Annotated in this window: 13 protein-coding genes and 5 tRNA genes; 17 read left to right on the plus strand and 1 reads right to left on the minus strand. The window is 34.5% G+C overall.

What is annotated here, in order from left to right; translation table 11 throughout:
* Positions 1–13: 13 nt before the first annotated feature.
* The 16 genes from raiA (at position 14) to Q0870_RS09925 (ending at position 14,074) form a co-directional block, all read left to right on the plus strand.
* Positions 14–316, plus strand: a complete 303-nt coding sequence (gene raiA / locus Q0870_RS09850; protein WP_298555184.1) for a ribosome-associated translation inhibitor RaiA — start codon at positions 14–16, stop codon at positions 314–316.
* Between the two features lie 110 nt (positions 317–426).
* A tRNA-Thr gene (locus Q0870_RS09855) sits at positions 427–500 on the plus strand.
* Between the two features lie 30 nt (positions 501–530).
* Positions 531–612: transfer RNA gene (locus tag Q0870_RS09860), tRNA-Tyr, on the plus strand.
* 64 nt (positions 613–676) lie between these two features.
* Positions 677–749: transfer RNA gene (locus tag Q0870_RS09865), tRNA-Gly, on the plus strand.
* A 90-nt stretch (positions 750–839) separates the two neighbouring features.
* Positions 840–911 (plus strand) — tRNA-Thr (locus Q0870_RS09870).
* 71 nt (positions 912–982) lie between these two features.
* The gene (gene tuf, locus Q0870_RS09875) at positions 983–2,170 is read left to right on the plus strand and encodes an elongation factor Tu (RefSeq protein WP_298555186.1); all 1,188 of its coding nucleotides are present in this window, start codon (positions 983–985) and stop codon (positions 2,168–2,170) included.
* 66 nt (positions 2,171–2,236) lie between these two features.
* Positions 2,237–2,309 (plus strand) — tRNA-Trp (locus Q0870_RS09880).
* A 48-nt stretch (positions 2,310–2,357) separates the two neighbouring features.
* Complete coding sequence (gene secE, locus Q0870_RS09885; RefSeq protein ID WP_298346448.1) at positions 2,358–2,555, plus strand: preprotein translocase subunit SecE; 198 nt, start codon at positions 2,358–2,360, stop codon at positions 2,553–2,555.
* Between the two features lie 11 nt (positions 2,556–2,566).
* A complete protein-coding gene (gene nusG / locus Q0870_RS09890) occupies positions 2,567–3,121 on the plus strand; it encodes a transcription termination/antitermination protein NusG (protein ID WP_298555189.1) in 555 nt (184 codons plus the stop codon).
* A 71-nt stretch (positions 3,122–3,192) separates the two neighbouring features.
* Complete coding sequence (gene rplK / locus Q0870_RS09895; RefSeq protein ID WP_271559721.1) at positions 3,193–3,630, plus strand: 50S ribosomal protein L11; 438 nt, start codon at positions 3,193–3,195, stop codon at positions 3,628–3,630.
* A 20-nt stretch (positions 3,631–3,650) separates the two neighbouring features.
* Positions 3,651–4,340, plus strand: coding sequence for a 50S ribosomal protein L1 (rplA, locus tag Q0870_RS09900; protein WP_298555192.1), 690 nt, complete (start codon positions 3,651–3,653; stop codon positions 4,338–4,340).
* 20 nt (positions 4,341–4,360) lie between these two features.
* On the plus strand, positions 4,361–4,882 hold the full coding sequence (rplJ, locus tag Q0870_RS09905) for a 50S ribosomal protein L10 (RefSeq protein ID WP_298555194.1): 522 nt from the start codon (positions 4,361–4,363) through the stop codon (positions 4,880–4,882).
* 62 nt (positions 4,883–4,944) lie between these two features.
* Positions 4,945–5,322 (plus strand): 50S ribosomal protein L7/L12, encoded by a 378-nt coding sequence (rplL, locus tag Q0870_RS09910; RefSeq protein ID WP_298555196.1) that lies wholly within the window; start codon positions 4,945–4,947, stop codon positions 5,320–5,322.
* 195 nt (positions 5,323–5,517) lie between these two features.
* Positions 5,518–9,330 (plus strand): DNA-directed RNA polymerase subunit beta, encoded by a 3,813-nt coding sequence (gene rpoB, locus Q0870_RS09915; RefSeq protein ID WP_298555199.1) that lies wholly within the window; start codon positions 5,518–5,520, stop codon positions 9,328–9,330.
* 32 nt (positions 9,331–9,362) lie between these two features.
* Positions 9,363–13,664: a DNA-directed RNA polymerase subunit beta' gene (gene rpoC, locus Q0870_RS09920; RefSeq protein WP_298555202.1), complete on the plus strand. Its 4,302-nt coding sequence runs from the start codon at positions 9,363–9,365 to the stop codon at positions 13,662–13,664.
* Between the two features lie 92 nt (positions 13,665–13,756).
* Positions 13,757–14,074, plus strand: coding sequence for a DUF3467 domain-containing protein (locus Q0870_RS09925; protein ID WP_298555205.1), 318 nt, complete (start codon positions 13,757–13,759; stop codon positions 14,072–14,074).
* Positions 14,075–14,142: 68 nt separating this feature from the next.
* On the opposite strand, the gene Q0870_RS09930 is transcribed toward Q0870_RS09925, so the two are convergent.
* Entirely contained in the window at positions 14,143–15,732 is a 1,590-nt protein-coding gene (locus Q0870_RS09930; protein ID WP_298555209.1) for a peptide chain release factor 3, read from the minus strand.
* A 505-nt stretch (positions 15,733–16,237) separates the two neighbouring features.
* On the opposite strand from Q0870_RS09930, the gene Q0870_RS09935 reads away from it, so the two are divergent.
* Positions 16,238–18,261, plus strand: a 2,024-nt coding sequence (locus Q0870_RS09935; protein WP_298555212.1) for a Calx-beta domain-containing protein, incomplete at its 3' end; no start/stop codon positions are given.

The following is an 18,261-nucleotide window of genomic DNA, read 5'->3' on the forward strand; positions in this document are numbered from 1 at the left end:
AATTAAAACGATTATGAAAGTAAACACACAATCAGTAAATTTTAATGCAGACCAAAAGTTGATAGACTTTGTTCAACAACGCATGGACAAATTAGATATGTATTATGATAAAGTCATTAAATCTGATGTTTTTTTAAAAGTTGAAAATACAAGTGCTAAAGAAAATAAAATATTTGAAGCTAAGGTAAGTGTGCCAGGGGATAGCTTTGTAGTTAAAAAACAATGTAAAACGTTCGAAGAAGGGGCAGATATGGCAGTTGCAACACTAGAAAGACAACTTAAAAAGAGAAAAGAAAAATTAAGACCACATTTATAGTAAAAATTTTCAAAAAATGTTTTGAATAAAGTAAAAAAACTATACATTTGCAGTCCGTTAGAAATAGCGGGCTTTTTTTATGTGGTTTTTTTGGTAAAAAATCGTAAAAAGCCGATGTAGCTCAGCTGGCTAGAGCAGCTGATTTGTAATCAGCAGGTCGTGGGTTCGAGTCCCTCCATCGGCTCAAGTTCTTAAAATATTGAAATAAGTTAATGGGGAGATACTCAAGCGGCCAACGAGGGCAGACTGTAAATCTGCTGACTACGTCTTCGCAGGTTCGAATCCTGCTCTCCCCACAACTTTTTTAAAATATTTATTGAAATATTGAAATACTTAATAAACGTAAGTTTATTGAAAATTGCGGGAGTAGCTCAGTTGGTAGAGCGTCAGCCTTCCAAGCTGAATGTCGCCAGTTCGAACCTGGTCTCCCGCTCTAAAATTTCTGCGAAGGCAGAAATCTCTTCTTTCAAATTAATATAATCAAAAAGGTTGTGTTTGGAAGAGTAGGAAATAAAAACTTTACGCCGGTGTAGCTCAGGGGTAGAGCGTTTCCTTGGTAAGGAAGAGGTCACGAGTTCAAATCTCGTCATTGGCTCTATTATATAGGGTTTAGAAAATAGAATACACTAATATTATTTATAACTAAGATTAAAATTATTTAAAAACATGGCAAAGGCAACTTTCGATCGTTCAAAACCACACTTAAACATTGGTACAATTGGACACGTAGATCACGGTAAAACAACTTTAACTGCTGCTATTACTAAAGTATTAGCTGATGCAGGTTTATCAGAAGCAAAAGACTTCGATCAAATTGATAATGCTCCTGAAGAAAAAGAGAGAGGTATTACAATTAACACATCTCACGTTGAATATCAAACAGCTAACCGTCACTATGCTCACGTTGACTGTCCAGGTCACGCGGATTATGTAAAGAACATGGTAACAGGTGCTGCACAAATGGATGGTGCTATTTTAGTAGTAGCTGCTACAGATGGTCCTATGCCACAAACTCGTGAGCATATCTTATTAGGACGTCAGGTAGGAATTCCTCGTATTGTTGTATTCATGAACAAAGTGGATATGGTTGATGATGAAGAGTTATTAGAATTAGTAGATATGGAAATTAGAGATTTATTATCTTTCTATGAGTATGATGGAGATAATGGTCCTGTAATTTCTGGTTCAGCTTTAGGTGCACTTAACGGTGAGAAAAAGTGGGTTGATACTGTAATGGAATTAATGCAAGCATGTGATGATTGGATTGAAGAGCCTGTACGTGATATGGACAAGCCTTTCTTAATGCCTATAGAAGATGTATTCTCTATTACTGGTCGTGGTACTGTTGCAACTGGTCGTATTGAAACTGGCGTTGCAAACACTGGAGATCCTGTAGAAATTATAGGTATGGGTGCTGAAAAATTAACGTCTACTATTACTGGTATTGAAATGTTCCGTCAAATATTAGATAGAGGAGAAGCTGGTGATAATGCTGGTATCTTATTAAGAGGTATTGAGAAATCTCAAATCTCTAGAGGTATGGTAATTACTAAGCCAGGTTCTGTAACGCCACACTCTAACTTTAAAGCTGAGGTTTATATCCTTAAGAAAGAAGAAGGTGGGCGTCACACTCCATTCCATAACAACTACCGTCCACAGTTTTACGTACGTACAACGGATGTAACTGGAAACATTGCGCTTCCATCAGGAGTTGAAATGGTTATGCCTGGAGATAACTTAACTATTACTGTTGAGTTAATCCAACCAATTGCAATGAACGTAGGTTTACGTTTTGCTATTCGTGAAGGAGGTAGAACAGTTGGTGCAGGTCAGGTAACTGAGATTTTAGACTAATTCAAGTTTAAATATATATTATAAGCTAAGGTATTCCGTTTTTACGGAATACCTTGACTTATATTTACGGGTTTAGCTCAGTTGGTAGAGCACTGGTCTCCAAAACCAGGTGTCGGGAGTTCGAGTCTCTCAACCCGTGCAATATAAGATTGAGTAGTATTTCAATTTAGATTAAAAAAATAATATCATGGCTGGAATTGTAAATTATATAAAAGAATCATTCGGAGAACTAAAAAACAATGTGACATGGCCTACATGGGCTGAGGCACAAAGTTTAACAGTTTTAGTTGCTGTATTTTCAATTATATTCTCTCTCGCTATTTGGGGAGTAGATACAGTTTTTAGTAAAGTTATAGCAGCTTACTTTCAATGGATTAACGGTTAAAAGGGAAATTTATGTCTGAGGTAAGCGAAAAAAAATGGTATGTTGTTCGTGCAGTAAGCGGTCAAGAAAACAAAATTAAAACATATATCGAGAATGAAATTACTCGTTTAGGTTTACAAGATTATGTTGATCAAGTACTTGTGCCAACAGAAAAAGTAATTCAAATCCGTAACGGAAAGAAAATTCAAAAAGAAAAAACGTTTTTTCCAGGTTATATTATGATACAAGCTAATTTAACTGGTGAGGTTCCTCATATTATAAGGTCTGTTACAAACGTTATTGGTTTTTTAGGAGAAACAAAAGGAGGTGATCCTGTACCATTAAGACAATCTGAGGTAAACAGAATGTTAGGTAAAGTTGATGAACTAGCAGTAGAAGAGTCAGCAAATGTGGCTATTCCTTTTACAAAAGGAGAAACAGTAAAAGTAATAGATGGACCTTTCAATGGTTTTGATGGTACTATCGAAAAAATAAATGAAGAAAAGCGTAAACTAGAAGTAATGGTTAAGATTTTTGGAAGAAAAACACCATTAGAATTGAGTTATATGCAAGTTGAAAAAGTATAATAGTGTTACATTAGATAGATGAGTCTTTCGCTTCCAAAAGAGAGATAACATCAAAAATTAAATTATTAAAAATGGCAAAAGAATTAGGTAAAGTAGTTAAGTTACAAGTTCGGGGAGGTGCTGCGAATCCATCGCCACCGGTTGGACCCGCTTTAGGAGCTGCAGGTGTTAATATCATGGAGTTCTGTAAGCAATTCAATGCCAGAACCCAAGATAAACCAGGTAAAGTATTACCAGTGGTTATATCTGTTTACAAAGACAAATCATTTGACTTTGTAATTAAAACTCCACCGGCAGCAGTTCAATTATTAGAATCTGCAAAAGTGAAGAAAGGGTCTGGAGAGCCAAACCGAAAAAAAGTAGCTAAAGTATCTTGGGATCAGGTTAAAACCATCGCAGAAGACAAAATGGTAGATTTAAATGCATTTACTATTGAGTCTGCTATGAAAATGGTTGCTGGCACAGCAAGATCTATGGGAATCACTGTAACAGGAAAATTTCCTTCTTAATCTATTAAAGACATTAGAAAATGGCAAGATTAACAAAAAAGCAAAAAGAGGCTTTAGCAAAAATTGAAAAAGGTAAAATTTATTCTGTTGATGAAGCATCAGCCTTAATAAAGGAAATTACCAATACTAAGTTCGATTCATCAATTGATTTAGCAGTGCGTTTAGGAGTAGATCCTCGTAAAGCTAATCAAATGGTTAGAGGTGTAGTTTCATTACCACACGGAACTGGTAAAGACATGAAAGTATTAGCATTAGTTACACCAGATAAAGAAGCGGAAGCTAAAGAAGCTGGTGCAGATTACGTTGGTTTAGACGAGTACCTTGATAAAATTAAAGGTGGTTGGACAGACGTTGACGTTATCGTAACTATGCCAAGTGTTATGGGTAAATTAGGTCCTTTAGGACGTGTATTAGGTCCTCGTGGTTTAATGCCTAACCCAAAAACTGGTACGGTAACTATGGATGTTGCAAAAGCAGTAAGTGAAGTAAAAGCTGGTAAAATTGACTTTAAAGTTGATAAAACTGGAATCGTTCACGCGGCTATAGGAAAAGCATCTTTTAGTGCTGATAAAATTGCGGGTAACGCAAATGAATTATTAACAACATTAATGAAACTAAAACCGACAACCGCTAAGGGTGTTTACGTAAAAAGCATATTTATGTCTTCTACAATGAGCCCAAGTTTAGCAATTGATCCTAAAATTGGTTAATTAAGTTAAAACTTTAAATTATGACAAGAGAAGAAAAATCACAAGTAATTGAGGACTTAACTGCAGAATTAGCTAATAATGCAAATATCTATTTAACAGATATTTCAGGATTAAATGCAGGTAGTACCTCAGATTTGCGTCGTGCTGCTTTTAAAGCAAACGTGCAAATGGCAGTTGTTAAAAATACATTACTTGAAAAAGCAATGGAGGCTTCTGATAAAGAGTTTGGAGACCTTGCAACAGTTTTAAAAGGAAATACATCTGTGATGTATTCTGAAACAGGTAATGCACCAGCTAAATTAATTAAAAACTTCCGTAAAAAATCTGAAAAGCCTTTATTAAAAGGAGCTTTTATTGAGGAAGCAGTTTACATTGGTGACGAACAATTAGACATGTTAGTAGATATCAAGTCTAAAGAAGAGTTACTTGGAGAAATTGTAACATTGTTACAATCTCCTGCTAAGAATGTTATTTCTGCACTTAAATCGGGTGGAGGAACTTTAGCTGGAATTATTAAAACACTATCTGAAAAAGAAGGATAGTATTAAATAGTACGCACTTTATTACAAATATATTATTACAAAATTATTAAAACGATAGAAAAATGGCAGATTTAAAAGATTTCGCAGAACAATTAGTTAACTTATCAGTAAAAGAAGTAAATGAGTTAGCAACTATATTAAAAGATGAGTATGGTATCGAACCTGCTGCTGCAGCTGTAGCTGTTGCTGCTGGAGGTGCTGCTGCTGGTGGAGACGCTGCAGAAGAGCAAACTGAATTTGATGTAATCTTAAAAGCGGCAGGTGGTTCTAAACTAGCTGTAGTAAAATTAGTTAAGGAATTAACTGGTTTAGGATTAAAAGAAGCTAAAGGTTTAGTTGATGATGCACCAAGTGCAATCAAAGAAGGTGTAGCTAAAGATGAAGCGGAAGCTTTAAAAGCATCTTTAGAAGAAGCTGGAGCAGAGGTAGAGCTTAAGTAAGTTTTACTACTCAACAATACAAAGGTTTAGGTATATCCCGCAATAGGCGGGATAACACCTAGACCATTTTGCGTATATAATGATATACGCAAATAAAATGCAAAAACGGCTTTCTAAGTAGGTTAGATATTTCGCTGTTTTACTAGTGTTTAAAAGCACTATCAAAATATTTTTTAATCAAAATTCCGTCCATTGATGTTATCAACACAAGCTGAAAGATTAAATTTCTCGTCTATTGTAAACAAAACAGAATATCCAGATTTCTTGGATATCCAGATTAAATCCTTCCAGGATTTTTTCCAATTAGAAACAAAATCTGAAGAAAGAGGAGATGAAGGTCTTTATAATACCTTCATGGAAAACTTCCCAATAACAGATTCACGTAATCAATTCGTTTTAGAATTTTTAGATTACTTCGTAGATCCACCAAGATATGCTATTGAAGAGTGTATTGAAAGAGGATTGACATATAGCGTTCCGCTAAAAGCTAGGTTAAAGTTGTATTGTACAGACCCTGAACACGAGGATTTCGAAACTATTGTTCAAGATGTGTATCTTGGAACTATACCTTATATGACACCTTCAGGTACATTTTGTATCAACGGTGCAGAACGTGTTGTAGTATCTCAATTACACCGTTCACCTGGGGTTTTCTTTGGTCAATCTTTCCATGCCAATGGAACAAAATTATACTCAGCAAGAGTTATACCATTCAAAGGATCTTGGATTGAATTTGCTACAGACATCAACCAAGTGATGTATGCATACATTGATAGAAAGAAAAAATTACCTGTTACTACACTTTTCAGAGCTATCGGTTTTGAGCGAGATAAAGATATTTTAGAGATTTTTGATTTAGCTGAAGAAGTTAAAGTATCAAAATCTGGATTAAAGAAATACTTAGGAAGAAAATTAGCTGCTCGTGTATTAAATACATGGCATGAGGATTTTGTTGACGAAGATACTGGAGAAGTTGTTTCTATCGAGCGTAACGAAATTGTGCTTGATCGTGATACAATCCTTGATAAAGAAAATATTGAAGAAATTCTTGAAGTTGAAGTTAAAACAATTCTTTTACATAAAGAAAGTAATGAGCAAGGTGATTATGCTATTATTCATAACACACTTCAAAAAGATCCAACAAACTCTGAAAAAGAGGCTGTTGAACATATCTATAGACAATTACGTAATGCTGAGCCGCCAGATGAAGAAACAGCACGTGGTATTATAGATAAGTTATTCTTCTCAGACCAACGTTACTCTTTAGGAGAAGTAGGTCGTTATAGAATGAATAAAAAATTAGGTCTTGATATTGGAATGGATAAGCAAGTGCTTACTAAAGAAGATATCATTACTATCATAAAATACTTAATTGAGCTTATCAACTCAAAAGCAGAGATTGATGATATTGATCACTTATCTAACCGTCGTGTTCGTACTGTTGGTGAGCAATTGTCATCTCAATTTGGAGTTGGTTTAGCACGTATGGCTCGTACTATTCGTGAACGTATGAACGTTCGTGATAACGAAGTGTTTACTCCAATTGATTTAATTAATGCAAAGACATTATCGTCTGTAATTAATTCATTTTTTGGAACAAACCAGTTGTCTCAATTTATGGATCAAACCAATCCACTTGCTGAAATTACGCATAAGCGTCGTCTTTCAGCTCTTGGGCCAGGTGGTTTATCAAGAGAAAGAGCAGGGTTTGAGGTTCGTGATGTACACTACACACACTACGGACGTTTATGTCCTATTGAAACACCAGAGGGGCCAAATATTGGTTTAATTTCATCACTTTCAGTATTTGCTAAAGTGAACTCGATGGGATTCATTGAAACACCATATAGAAAAGTAGAAGAAGGTGTTGTAGATATTAAAAATGCGCCAACATACTTAAGTGCAGAAGAGGAAGAAGAAAAATTAATCGCTCAAGCAACTGTTGAAGTTGATGATAGTGGTAAAATTTTACATGATAAAGTAATTGCCAGAATGGAAGGTGATTTCCCTGTAATTGATCCTAACGAATTACATTATACGGATGTAGCACCAAATCAAATTTCGTCTATTTCGGCGTCATTAATTCCTTTCTTAGAGCATGATGATGCGAATAGAGCCTTAATGGGATCTAACATGATGCGTCAAGCAGTACCATTATTAAGAGTAGATGCACCTATAGTAGGAACTGGTTTAGAACGTCAAGTAGCGTCAGATTCTAGAGTATTGATTAATGCTGAAGGTAATGGAGAAGTACTTTATGTTGATGCTAATGAAATAAAGATAAAATATGATCGTACTGAAGATGAAGCTAAAGTAAGTTTCGATTCTGATGTCAAAACATATCAATTAGTAAAATTCAGAAAAACTAACCAAGGAACTTCTATTAACCTTAAACCAATTGTGGTTAAAGGAGATAAAGTTTCTAAAGGTCAGGTTTTATGTGAAGGTTATGCGACTCAAAAAGGAGAACTTGCTTTAGGTAGAAATATGAAAGTAGCCTTTATGCCTTGGAAAGGGTATAACTTTGAGGATGCGATTGTAATTTCGGAAAAAGTAGTACGTGAAGATATATTTACATCTATTCATATTGATGAGTATTCTTTAGAAGTAAGAGATACAAAATTAGGTAACGAAGAGTTAACAAATGATATTCCTAACGTTTCAGAAGAGGCTACTAAAGACTTAGATGAACATGGAATGATTCGCGTTGGTGCTGAAGTTAAACCTGGTGATATTTTAATTGGTAAGATTACTCCAAAAGGAGAATCTGATCCAACACCTGAAGAAAAATTATTACGTGCCATTTTTGGTGATAAAGCAGGAGATGTTAAAGATGCTTCTTTAAAAGCTTCACCTTCTTTACATGGTGTAGTAATTGAAAAGAAATTATTCGCTAGAGCTGTAAAAGACAAGAGAAAAAGAGCTCAAGACAAGGATGATATCATGGCTTTAGAGGCTCAATATGATAGAAAATTTGATGAGTTGAAGGATGTTTTAGTTGAAAAATTGTTTGCTATTGTAAACGGAAAAACAGCTCAAGGTATTTTTAATGATTTAGGTGAAGAAGTACTACCAAAAGGTAAAAAATTCACACTTAAAATGTTAAACGCTGTTGATGATTATGCGCATTTAGTTTCAGGAAAATGGACTACTGATAATCATACTAATAAATTAGTAGCAGATTTAGTTCATAACTATAAAATTAAAGAAAACGATTTACAGGGATCTTTAAGACGTGAGAAGTTTACAATTTCTGTAGGTGATGAATTACCAGCAGGTATTATCAAATTGGCTAAAGTTTATATCGCTAAAAAACGTAAACTTAAAGTTGGGGATAAAATGGCAGGACGTCATGGTAACAAAGGTATTGTTGCTCGTATTGTTCGTCAAGAAGATATGCCGTTTTTAGAAGATGGAACCCCTGTTGATATTGTATTAAATCCACTTGGTGTACCGTCGCGTATGAACATTGGTCAGATTTATGAAACTGTTCTAGGTTGGGCAGGTCAAAAATTAGATCGTAAGTATGCTACTCCAATTTTTGATGGTGCTACAATCGATCAAATTAATGGATTTACAGATGAAGCTGGAATTCCAAGATATGGTCATACATATTTATACGATGGTGGAACAGGAGCACGTTTTGATCAACCAGCAACAGTTGGTGTGATTTATATGTTGAAACTAGGACACATGGTAGACGATAAAATGCATGCACGTTCTATTGGACCTTACTCATTAATAACACAACAACCATTAGGTGGTAAAGCACAGTTTGGTGGTCAGCGTTTTGGTGAGATGGAAGTTTGGGCACTTGAGGCTTATGGAGCATCTAGTACTTTACGTGAAATCTTAACTGTTAAATCTGATGATGTTATTGGTAGAGCCAAAACTTACGAAGCAATCGTAAAAGGTGAACCAATGCCAGATCCAGGGTTACCAGAATCATTCAACGTACTTATGCACGAATTGAAAGGTTTAGGTTTAGACATCAGATTAGAGGAGTAGTTAATTAATTAAATTCATTTCAACCATTTATTATGGCAAGAAAACAAGATAAAAATACAGTTAAGAGATTTAATAAAATCTCAATTGGTTTAGCGTCACCAGAGTCTATTTTAGCAGAGTCTAGAGGTGAAGTTTTAAAACCTGAAACTATCAATTATCGAACTCACAAACCTGAACGTGATGGTTTGTTCTGTGAGCGTATTTTTGGTCCTGTAAAGGATTATGAGTGTGCTTGTGGAAAATATAAAAGAATTCGCTACAAGGGAATCGTTTGTGACCGTTGTGGTGTTGAAGTAACAGAAAAGAAAGTACGTCGTGATAGAGTAGGACACATTAATTTAGTTGTTCCTGTTGCTCACATCTGGTATTTCCGTTCTTTACCAAATAAAATAGGTTACTTATTAGGCTTACCATCTAAGAAATTAGATATGATTATTTATTACGAACGCTATGTAGTAATTCAGCCAGGTAATGCTAAAAATGAAGAAGGTGAACCATTACAAAAAATGGATTTTCTTACCGAAGAAGAATACCTAAACGTTTTAGAAACACTTCCTCAAGATAATCAGTATTTAGATGATGACGACCCAAATAAGTTTTTAGCTAAAATGGGTGCTGAATGTTTAATAGATTTATTGGCAAGAATTGATTTAGAATCTTTATCATACGAGTTACGTCATAAAGCTAATACTGAAACGTCAAAACAACGTAAAACAGAAGCTTTAAAGCGTTTACAAGTTGTTGAATCTTTAAAAGAATCTAATTTAAATAGAGAGAATCGTCCTGAATGGATGATTTTGAAAGTTGTGCCAATTATTCCACCAGAATTGCGTCCTTTAGTGCCGTTAGATGGTGGTCGTTTTGCAACTTCAGATTTAAATGATTTATACCGTCGTGTAATTATTCGTAACAACCGTCTTAAAAGATTGGTTGAAATTAAAGCACCAGAAGTAATTTTACGTAATGAAAAGCGTATGCTTCAGGAGTCTGTTGATTCATTGTTGGATAACACACGTAAGTCATCAGCGGTAAAAACAGATTCTAACAGACCATTAAAATCATTATCAGATTCACTTAAAGGTAAGCAAGGGCGTTTCCGTCAAAATTTACTTGGTAAGCGTGTTGATTATTCTGCACGTTCTGTAATTGTTGTTGGTCCAGAATTAAAATTATTCGAATGTGGGTTGCCTAAGAATATGGCAGCTGAGTTATACAAACCTTTTGTAATTAGAAAATTAATTGAAAGAGGAATTGTAAAAACAGTAAAATCTGCAAAGAAAATTATAGATAAAAGAGAGCCAGTGGTTTGGGATATTTTGGAAAACGTTCTTAAAGGACATCCAGTATTACTAAACCGTGCGCCTACATTACACCGTTTGGGTATACAAGCTTTCCAACCAAAATTAATTGAAGGGAAAGCAATCCAATTACACCCATTAGTGTGTACTGCATTTAATGCCGATTTTGATGGTGACCAGATGGCAGTTCATTTACCACTTGGACCAGAAGCTATTTTAGAATGTCAATTATTAATGTTAGCATCTCATAATATCTTAAATCCAGCAAATGGATCACCGGTAACAGTACCTTCTCAGGATATGGTACTTGGTCTGTACTATATGACCAAGTTGCGTAAGTCGACTCCAGAAGTGCCAATTCAAGGTGAAGGTTTAACGTTTTATTCTCCAGAGGAAGTAGAAATTGCTTTTAACGAGAAAAGAGTTGATTTAAATGCAGGTATCAAGGTAAGAACTATTGATATTAATGAAGATGGTAAGTTAGATAGAATGATTGTTGAAACTACAGTTGGTAGAGTATTATTCAACCAACATGTTCCTCAAGCAGCTGGATTTATCAATCAAGTATTAACCAAGAAATCTTTACGAGATATTATTGGTGACATTCTTAAAGTAACATCAGTTCCTGAATGTGCTGATTTCTTAGATAGTATTAGAACATTAGGTTTCAAATTTGCATTTCAAGGTGGATTATCATTTAGTTTAGGTGATATTATTATCCCACCAGAAAAGCAAGGTATGATTGATAAAGCCAATGGTTTAGTTGATGGTATTACTGGAAACTATAACATGGGTCTTATTACAAATAATGAACGCTATAACCAAGTTATTGATATCTGGACTTCAACTAATGCTGAATTGACTGAATTGTCAATGAAGCGTATTAGAGAAGATCAACAAGGGTTTAATTCGGTGTTTATGATGCTTGATTCTGGAGCTCGTGGATCTAAAGAACAGATTCGTCAGCTTACAGGTATGCGTGGATTAATGGCTAAGCCTAAAAAATCAACAGCAGGTGGAGGGTCAATTATTGAAAACCCAATTCTTTCTAACTTTAAAGAGGGGCTTTCAATTTTAGAATACTTTATCTCAACTCACGGTGCACGTAAAGGACTTGCAGATACGGCTCTTAAAACTGCCGATGCAGGTTACTTAACGCGTCGTTTAGTAGATGTATCTCAAGATGTTATTATCAATACTGAAGATTGTGGTACATTAAGAGGTGTTGAAGTTGAACCATTGAAGAAGAATGATGAAGTCGTTGAAAGATTAGAAGAAAGAATAGTTGGACGTGTATCATTAAATGATGTTCATGATCCATTAACTGATGAGTTATTAGTTTCAGCTGGTCAATTAATTGAAGATGATATAGCAAAAGCTATTGAAGCATCACCTATTGATAGCTTAGAAGTACGTTCTGCATTAACTTGTGAAGCATTGCAAGGTATCTGTTCTAAATGTTACGGTCGTAATTTAGCAACAGGTAAAATGGTGCAACGAGGTGAAGCTGTTGGTGTAGTTGCTGCACAATCAATTGGTGAACCTGGTACGCAGTTAACACTTCGTACATTCCACGTAGGTGGTATTGCGGGTAACATTTCGGAGGATAACAACTTAGCCGTTAAGTTTGATGGTATTGCTGAAATTGAAGATTTAAAAACAGTTAAAGGTCAGGATAGTGAAGGAAACGATGTAGATATTGTTATTTCTAGAACATCTGAACTTAAGCTTACTGATAAGAAAACAGGTATTACTTTAAGTACAAACAATATTCCTTACGGATCTACTATTTTAATTAAAAATGGTGATAAACTAAGTAAAGGTGATGTTGTTTGTACTTGGGACCCATATAACGGTGTAATTATTTCAGAATTTGCTGGAAAAGTGAAGTATGAAAACATTGAACAAGGCGTTACATACCAAGTTGAAATTGATGAGCAAACTGGTTTCCAAGAAAAAGTAATTTCTGAATCTAGAAACAAAAAGCTTATTCCAACACTTCATATTGAAGATTCTAAAGGAGATACAATCCGTTCATACAACTTACCAGTTGGGGCGCACTTAATGATTGATGATGGAGACAAAATTGAAGTTGGTAAAATTTTAGTTAAGATACCACGAAAATCTGCTAAAGCAGGTGATATTACTGGTGGTCTTCCTCGTGTAACAGAGTTGTTTGAAGCACGTAATCCTTCTAATCCAGCAGTGGTAAGTGCTATTGATGGTGTGGTTTCTTTCGGGAAAATTAAAAGAGGTAATCGTGAGATTATAGTAGAATCTAAAACTGGTGATATTAAGAAATACTTAGTGAAATTATCAAGTCAAATTCTAGTACAAGAAAATGATTTTATAAAAGCAGGTATGCCTTTATCAGATGGCTCTATTACTCCTAATGATATCTTGAATATCAAAGGCCCTTCTGCGGTTCAACAATACTTAGTAAATGAGGTACAAGAAGTATATCGTTTACAAGGTGTGAAGATTAACGATAAGCATTTTGAAGTTGTTGTAAGACAGATGATGCGTAAAGTTAGAATCATTGATTCTGGTGATACTATTTTCTTAGAAGACCAATTGGCTCATAAAGCAGATTTTATTAAAGAAAATGATGATATCTTTGGAATGAAAGTTATTGAAGATGCTGGAGATTCAGGAAATCTTAAAGCAGGACAAATAATTTCGCCTCGTGAGTTGAGAGATGAAAATTCAATTTTACGTCGTGAAGATAAAAAACTTGTTGAGGCTAGAGATGCACAACCTGCAACTGCAACGCCAATACTTCAAGGTATTACAAGAGCTTCACTTCAAACAAAATCGTTTATTTCTGCAGCGTCGTTCCAAGAAACAACTAAAGTGCTTAATGAAGCAGCAGTTGCTGGTAAAGTTGATACTTTAGAAGGCTTGAAAGAAAATGTAATTGTTGGTCATAGAATTCCAGCAGGTACTGGTATGAGAAGTTATACTGATATCATTGTTGGCTCTAAAGAAGAGTTCGACGAAATGATGCAAGTAAAACAAGAATTGAATTATAATTAATAATTATTATTCCTGCGGAGGTAGGAATCTATAAAATAAAAGCCTTCATGTTATATATAACTTGAAGGCTTTTTATATTTAAAACTAATATTATGGCTGAAGAAAAAGACAAACAAAAACAAGGACAAATAAATATAGAGTTAGATGAGAAGGTAGCAGAAGGTACTTATTCTAATTTAGCGATTATAAATCATTCAGTATCAGAATTTGTTGTAGACTTTGTAAATATTATGCCTGGGGTTCCTAAAAATAAGGTGAAATCTAGGATTATATTAACACCACAACATGCTAAACGTTTATTAAAAGCTTTAGGTGAAAATGTAACTAGATTTGAAAATGCACATGGAGAAATAAAAGATTATGAACAACCTCCAATGCCTTTAAATTTTGGACCTACAGGTCAAGCTTAATAAAATTTAAAAAGCCTGTGAGATTTTCACAGGCTTTTTTGTATTCTTACTTTCTTTGTGATGAGTATTTATTTAAACTCTGATACAAAATGAAACTTTAAACTCGGGTATTTTTGTTGACTCATTTGAAGTGAAAAAGGGGAATCTGCTAAAAAGACTAATTGATTTCTTTTGTCTTTAGCTAAAAAGCGTTGTTTTACTCTTATAAATTCCTTATAATCTTCACTTTTTTCATTCTCGGCTTCAATCCAACAGGCTTTATGTACATTCAAATTTTCGTATGTACATTTTGCTCCATACTCATGTTCAAGCCTATATTGTATAACTTCATATTGTAAAGCTCCAACTGTGCCTATAACCTTTCTGCCATTAAGTTCTAAAGTAAATAACTGTGCAACACCTTCATCCATTAATTGATCAATACCTTTATATAGCTGTTTAGATTTTAAAGGGTCTGCATTATTAATGTATCTAAAATGTTCTGGTGAAAAACTTGGCACACCTTTATAATTGAGTACTTCACCTTCTGTCAAAGTATCCCCTATTTTAAAAGTACCAGTATCTTGTAAGCCAACTATATCACCGGGATAGGATATATCAACAATCTCTTTTTTTTCAGCAAAAAAAGCATTTGGGCTTGAAAATTTCACTTTCTTATTGTGCCTTACATGCAGGTATGGTGTATTTCTTTTAAATTCACCTGAGACTATTTTTACAAAAGCCAATCTGTTTCTATGGTTAGGATCCATATTGGCGTGAATCTTAAAAACGAAACCACTAAATTTATCCTCATCAGGTTTTACTAAACGCTCTTCACTTTGTTTTGGTCTGGGTTTAGGAGCAATTTCAACAAAACAATCTAGTAATTCTCTAACTCCAAAATTATTTAATGCCGACCCAAAAAATACGGGTTGCTGGTTTCCATCAAGATATTCTTCTTTATTAAAATCTGGGTAAATGCCTTCTACTAGTTCAGTTTCTTCTCTTAAGGTATTTGCTGAATCTTCACCAATTAGTTCGTCTAATTCCGGTGACGATAAATCTGAAACCTCTGTGGTTTCTTCAATGTCTTGTCTGCTATCACCGCTAAATAAATTAATGTTTTTTTCCCAAATATTATAAATTCCTTTAAAATCATACCCCATTCCAATTGGGAAACTCAAAGGCACAACTTTTAATCCTAATTTTTGCTCAACCTCATCTAATAAATCAAAAGCATCTTTACCCTCTCTATCCATTTTATTAATGAATACAATCATAGGTATCTTTCGCATTCTACAAACTTCAACGAGTTTTTCAGTTTGTTCCTCAACACCTTTGGCAACATCAATAACCACTATTACGCTATCAACTGCAGTTAAAGTTCTAAAGGTGTCTTCTGCAAAATCTTTATGCCCTGGCGTATCTAGAATATTAATTTTGATACCATCATATTCAAATGCTAAAACAGAGGTTGCTACAGAAATACCACGTTGGCGTTCAATTTCCATAAAATCACTAGTAGCTCCTTTCTTTATTTTATTACTTTTTACAGCGCCGGCTTCTTGAATTGCGCCACCAAAAAGTAATAATTTTTCAGTTAAAGTAGTTTTTCCTGCATCAGGGTGGGATATAATTCCAAACGTTCGTCGTCTATTTATTTCTTTAATAAAAGTCATAGGGTGTAATTAAAAACGATTGCAAATATAGTGGTATAAAAAATATAATTTAAAACCAATATGATTATACTTTCGGAGGTATTAGTAAAAAAGACTTAAATATGTGACCTTATATGGTTATTAGTGTCAAAAATGAATTAAAGTGCTTTTTATATTTTATTGAGTAGCGAGTGCGTACTAATCATAGTAAACAATGATACTAAAATATGGTACTTTTAAACCGTTAATTTATTTAACAATAAAAATTCATTGTTAACATATGTTAATTTTCTATATTTGCAAAATTTTTTTTTAAAACTGTGTTAAAACGTCTCTCAGCATTTTTAATTGCCATCAAGGTTTTACGCATTTTTCCTATTTATAATATATCCTAAGTAATATGATAAACTTTACTCGATTCTCCTTTAGCAAATCTTTTTTTGCTTTTTTTCTTCTATCTTTTTTTTGCATTAGCTTAGCTTTTACTCAAACTCAGCCGACATTCAACTTATCTCAAGGTCCAACTTTGTTAGCTAATGGAGTTGCAGATGAGCAAATAGGTGCAAAATATATCTATCAAGATATTGAATTTTCTGCAGATGGAATATTAATTGACGCCATTGTTACTATTATTGATAAGGTAAACATGGATGAACCTGATGCAGCTGCGTTTACAATTGATTCTACTTTAGGTGTTGATGATAGATTTGAGCCAACTGTAAATACAGGAGCAGGAGATGGTTATGTAGAATGGCAAGTTGAATTTGTTTTGGATGGCACTGTAATAGATGCAAATGATGTTGGAGTAAGAGCAAGGCTAGAAACTTTTTCTGTTGAAGCAATTGATGTAGATGGCTTTGAATATTTTGAAGTTATAGTTACAGATTCATATACAATTGAGGGTGGAAGCTCACCAGCAACCGAATTAGTGGTTTCTCAAAATGGTCCTTGGACTCGATTCCAGAGTGGTTCACCTTTTGCTCCAGGCATTAGTGCGGCAAACACTGAGTATGTTGTGAGAGTAGATTATACCAATATAAGTACCATAAATTTCAGAAACGGTAGTTCTAATGATAGTAACAACAGGCAAAATTCAATTAGTTTTTTAGGAGAAGTTACTTTTGATATCGAAAATACAGTTGTTGTAAATGAACCTCCAGTTGTTGTTGATAATCTTGGGAATACAATTAGTGCAAATTCTTTATTCTCAACAAATGTATTAACAGGATCGAGTGATCCTGATGGTAATTTAGATCCAACTACAGTTAGGTTAATTGATCCTAGTAATGCTGCTAATCAAGGTAGTGTTGGTAATCCTTTAGTTATATCAGGTGTTGGTACTTATACTGTTGATAATAATGGAAATGTAACTTTTGTACCTGAAACAGATTATATTGGAGACGCGTCTATTTTATTTAGTGTAGAAGATGATTTAGGAGTAAGTTCTAATCATGGTGATTTACAAATAACAATTGTAGATCCTTGTGCTGGAGGAACTTCTGGAACATTAATTTGGGAAACTGCTCCAACTAATAATAGTGAGTTTGATTGGACACCAGATGGTGCTTTGTCAAACACTTTTAATGATATTTCTGGTTCAGGATTAAATGCAACTATTTCTTTCACAGGAGATACTGGTACATTAGGAGGATGGAATTTTGGAGCAGGTGATACACCTGAAGTAGCTACTGATAATGGAGTGGAAGCTTTACAGTTTTTTACCACTGGATTTAATGCTACTGGTATAACCATAACTATAGCATTTTCACAACCTGTAAATGAAGTTGAATTTAATTTAGCTCATGTTAATGGATCTGGACCAAACGGTGATTCTTATACAATTACAGCCTCAGAAGTTGGAGGGGGTACACTTTTTCCATTATTTACACCATCTGCTAATCCATCATATACAACAAATACTTCTGGTTTTGTTGATTCTAATAACAATAGCACATTTGCAGATAATGATGAAGTTGGTGTTAATTTTTCAAGTTCTAACGGAATAAATTTCATTACTTTAGTTTGGGATGAATGTACAGCTTGTAATCCTGGTACAGTTCATGGTTCGGCTATTCAAGATATTTCTTTTTGTTATACACCTTCACCAACAGTAAGTATTGGCGATGTTACAGTAACAGAAGGTGTAGATGCAGTAGTTCCAGTAAGTATCGATGTTGCAAGTGCAGTAGATACTGTAGTGGATATAGTAACAACTACAGGCACGGCAGGTACATCAGATTACACAGTAACAACTACAACTGTAACGATACCAGCAGGATCAACTTCCGTGAATGTTACTGTACCAACCACGGATGATGGAACAGATGAACCAGACGAGACCTTTACAGTAGATGGTACTGTAACTAGTGGTAACACCAGTAATACAGACCCAAGCGGAACAGTAACGATAACTGATAACGATGCGACTCCAACAGTAACAATAGGCGATGTAACCGTAGGCGAAGGCGACGGAACAGCTACGGTACCAGTAACATTAAGTGCACCAAGTGCAGTAGATACAGTAATAGATATAGTAACCACCACAGGAAC

The sequence above is a fragment of the uncultured Algibacter sp. genome (assembly GCF_947487575.1).
Lineage (GTDB): Bacteria > Bacteroidota > Bacteroidia > Flavobacteriales > Flavobacteriaceae > Algibacter_B.

What these genes read in the sequence shown, in the direction of transcription:
- rplJ (WP_298555194.1), top strand. Translation starts at nt 4,361, where the DNA reads ATGACAAGAGAAGAAAAATCACAAGTAATTGAGGACTTAACTGCAGAA.
- raiA (WP_298555184.1), top strand. Translation starts at nt 14, where the DNA reads ATGAAAGTAAACACACAATCAGTAAATTTTAATGCAGACCAAAAGTTG.
- Q0870_RS09930 (WP_298555209.1), bottom strand. Translation starts at nt 15,732, where the DNA reads ATGACTTTTATTAAAGAAATAAATAGACGACGAACGTTTGGAATTATA.
- rpoB (WP_298555199.1), top strand. Translation starts at nt 5,518, where the DNA reads ATGTTATCAACACAAGCTGAAAGATTAAATTTCTCGTCTATTGTAAAC.
- rplK (WP_271559721.1), top strand. Translation starts at nt 3,193, where the DNA reads ATGGCAAAAGAATTAGGTAAAGTAGTTAAGTTACAAGTTCGGGGAGGT.
- secE (WP_298346448.1), top strand. Translation starts at nt 2,358, where the DNA reads ATGGCTGGAATTGTAAATTATATAAAAGAATCATTCGGAGAACTAAAA.
- nusG (WP_298555189.1), top strand. Translation starts at nt 2,567, where the DNA reads ATGTCTGAGGTAAGCGAAAAAAAATGGTATGTTGTTCGTGCAGTAAGC.
- rplA (WP_298555192.1), top strand. Translation starts at nt 3,651, where the DNA reads ATGGCAAGATTAACAAAAAAGCAAAAAGAGGCTTTAGCAAAAATTGAA.
- tuf (WP_298555186.1), top strand. Translation starts at nt 983, where the DNA reads ATGGCAAAGGCAACTTTCGATCGTTCAAAACCACACTTAAACATTGGT.
- Q0870_RS09925 (WP_298555205.1), top strand. Translation starts at nt 13,757, where the DNA reads ATGGCTGAAGAAAAAGACAAACAAAAACAAGGACAAATAAATATAGAG.
- rpoC (WP_298555202.1), top strand. Translation starts at nt 9,363, where the DNA reads ATGGCAAGAAAACAAGATAAAAATACAGTTAAGAGATTTAATAAAATC.
- rplL (WP_298555196.1), top strand. Translation starts at nt 4,945, where the DNA reads ATGGCAGATTTAAAAGATTTCGCAGAACAATTAGTTAACTTATCAGTA.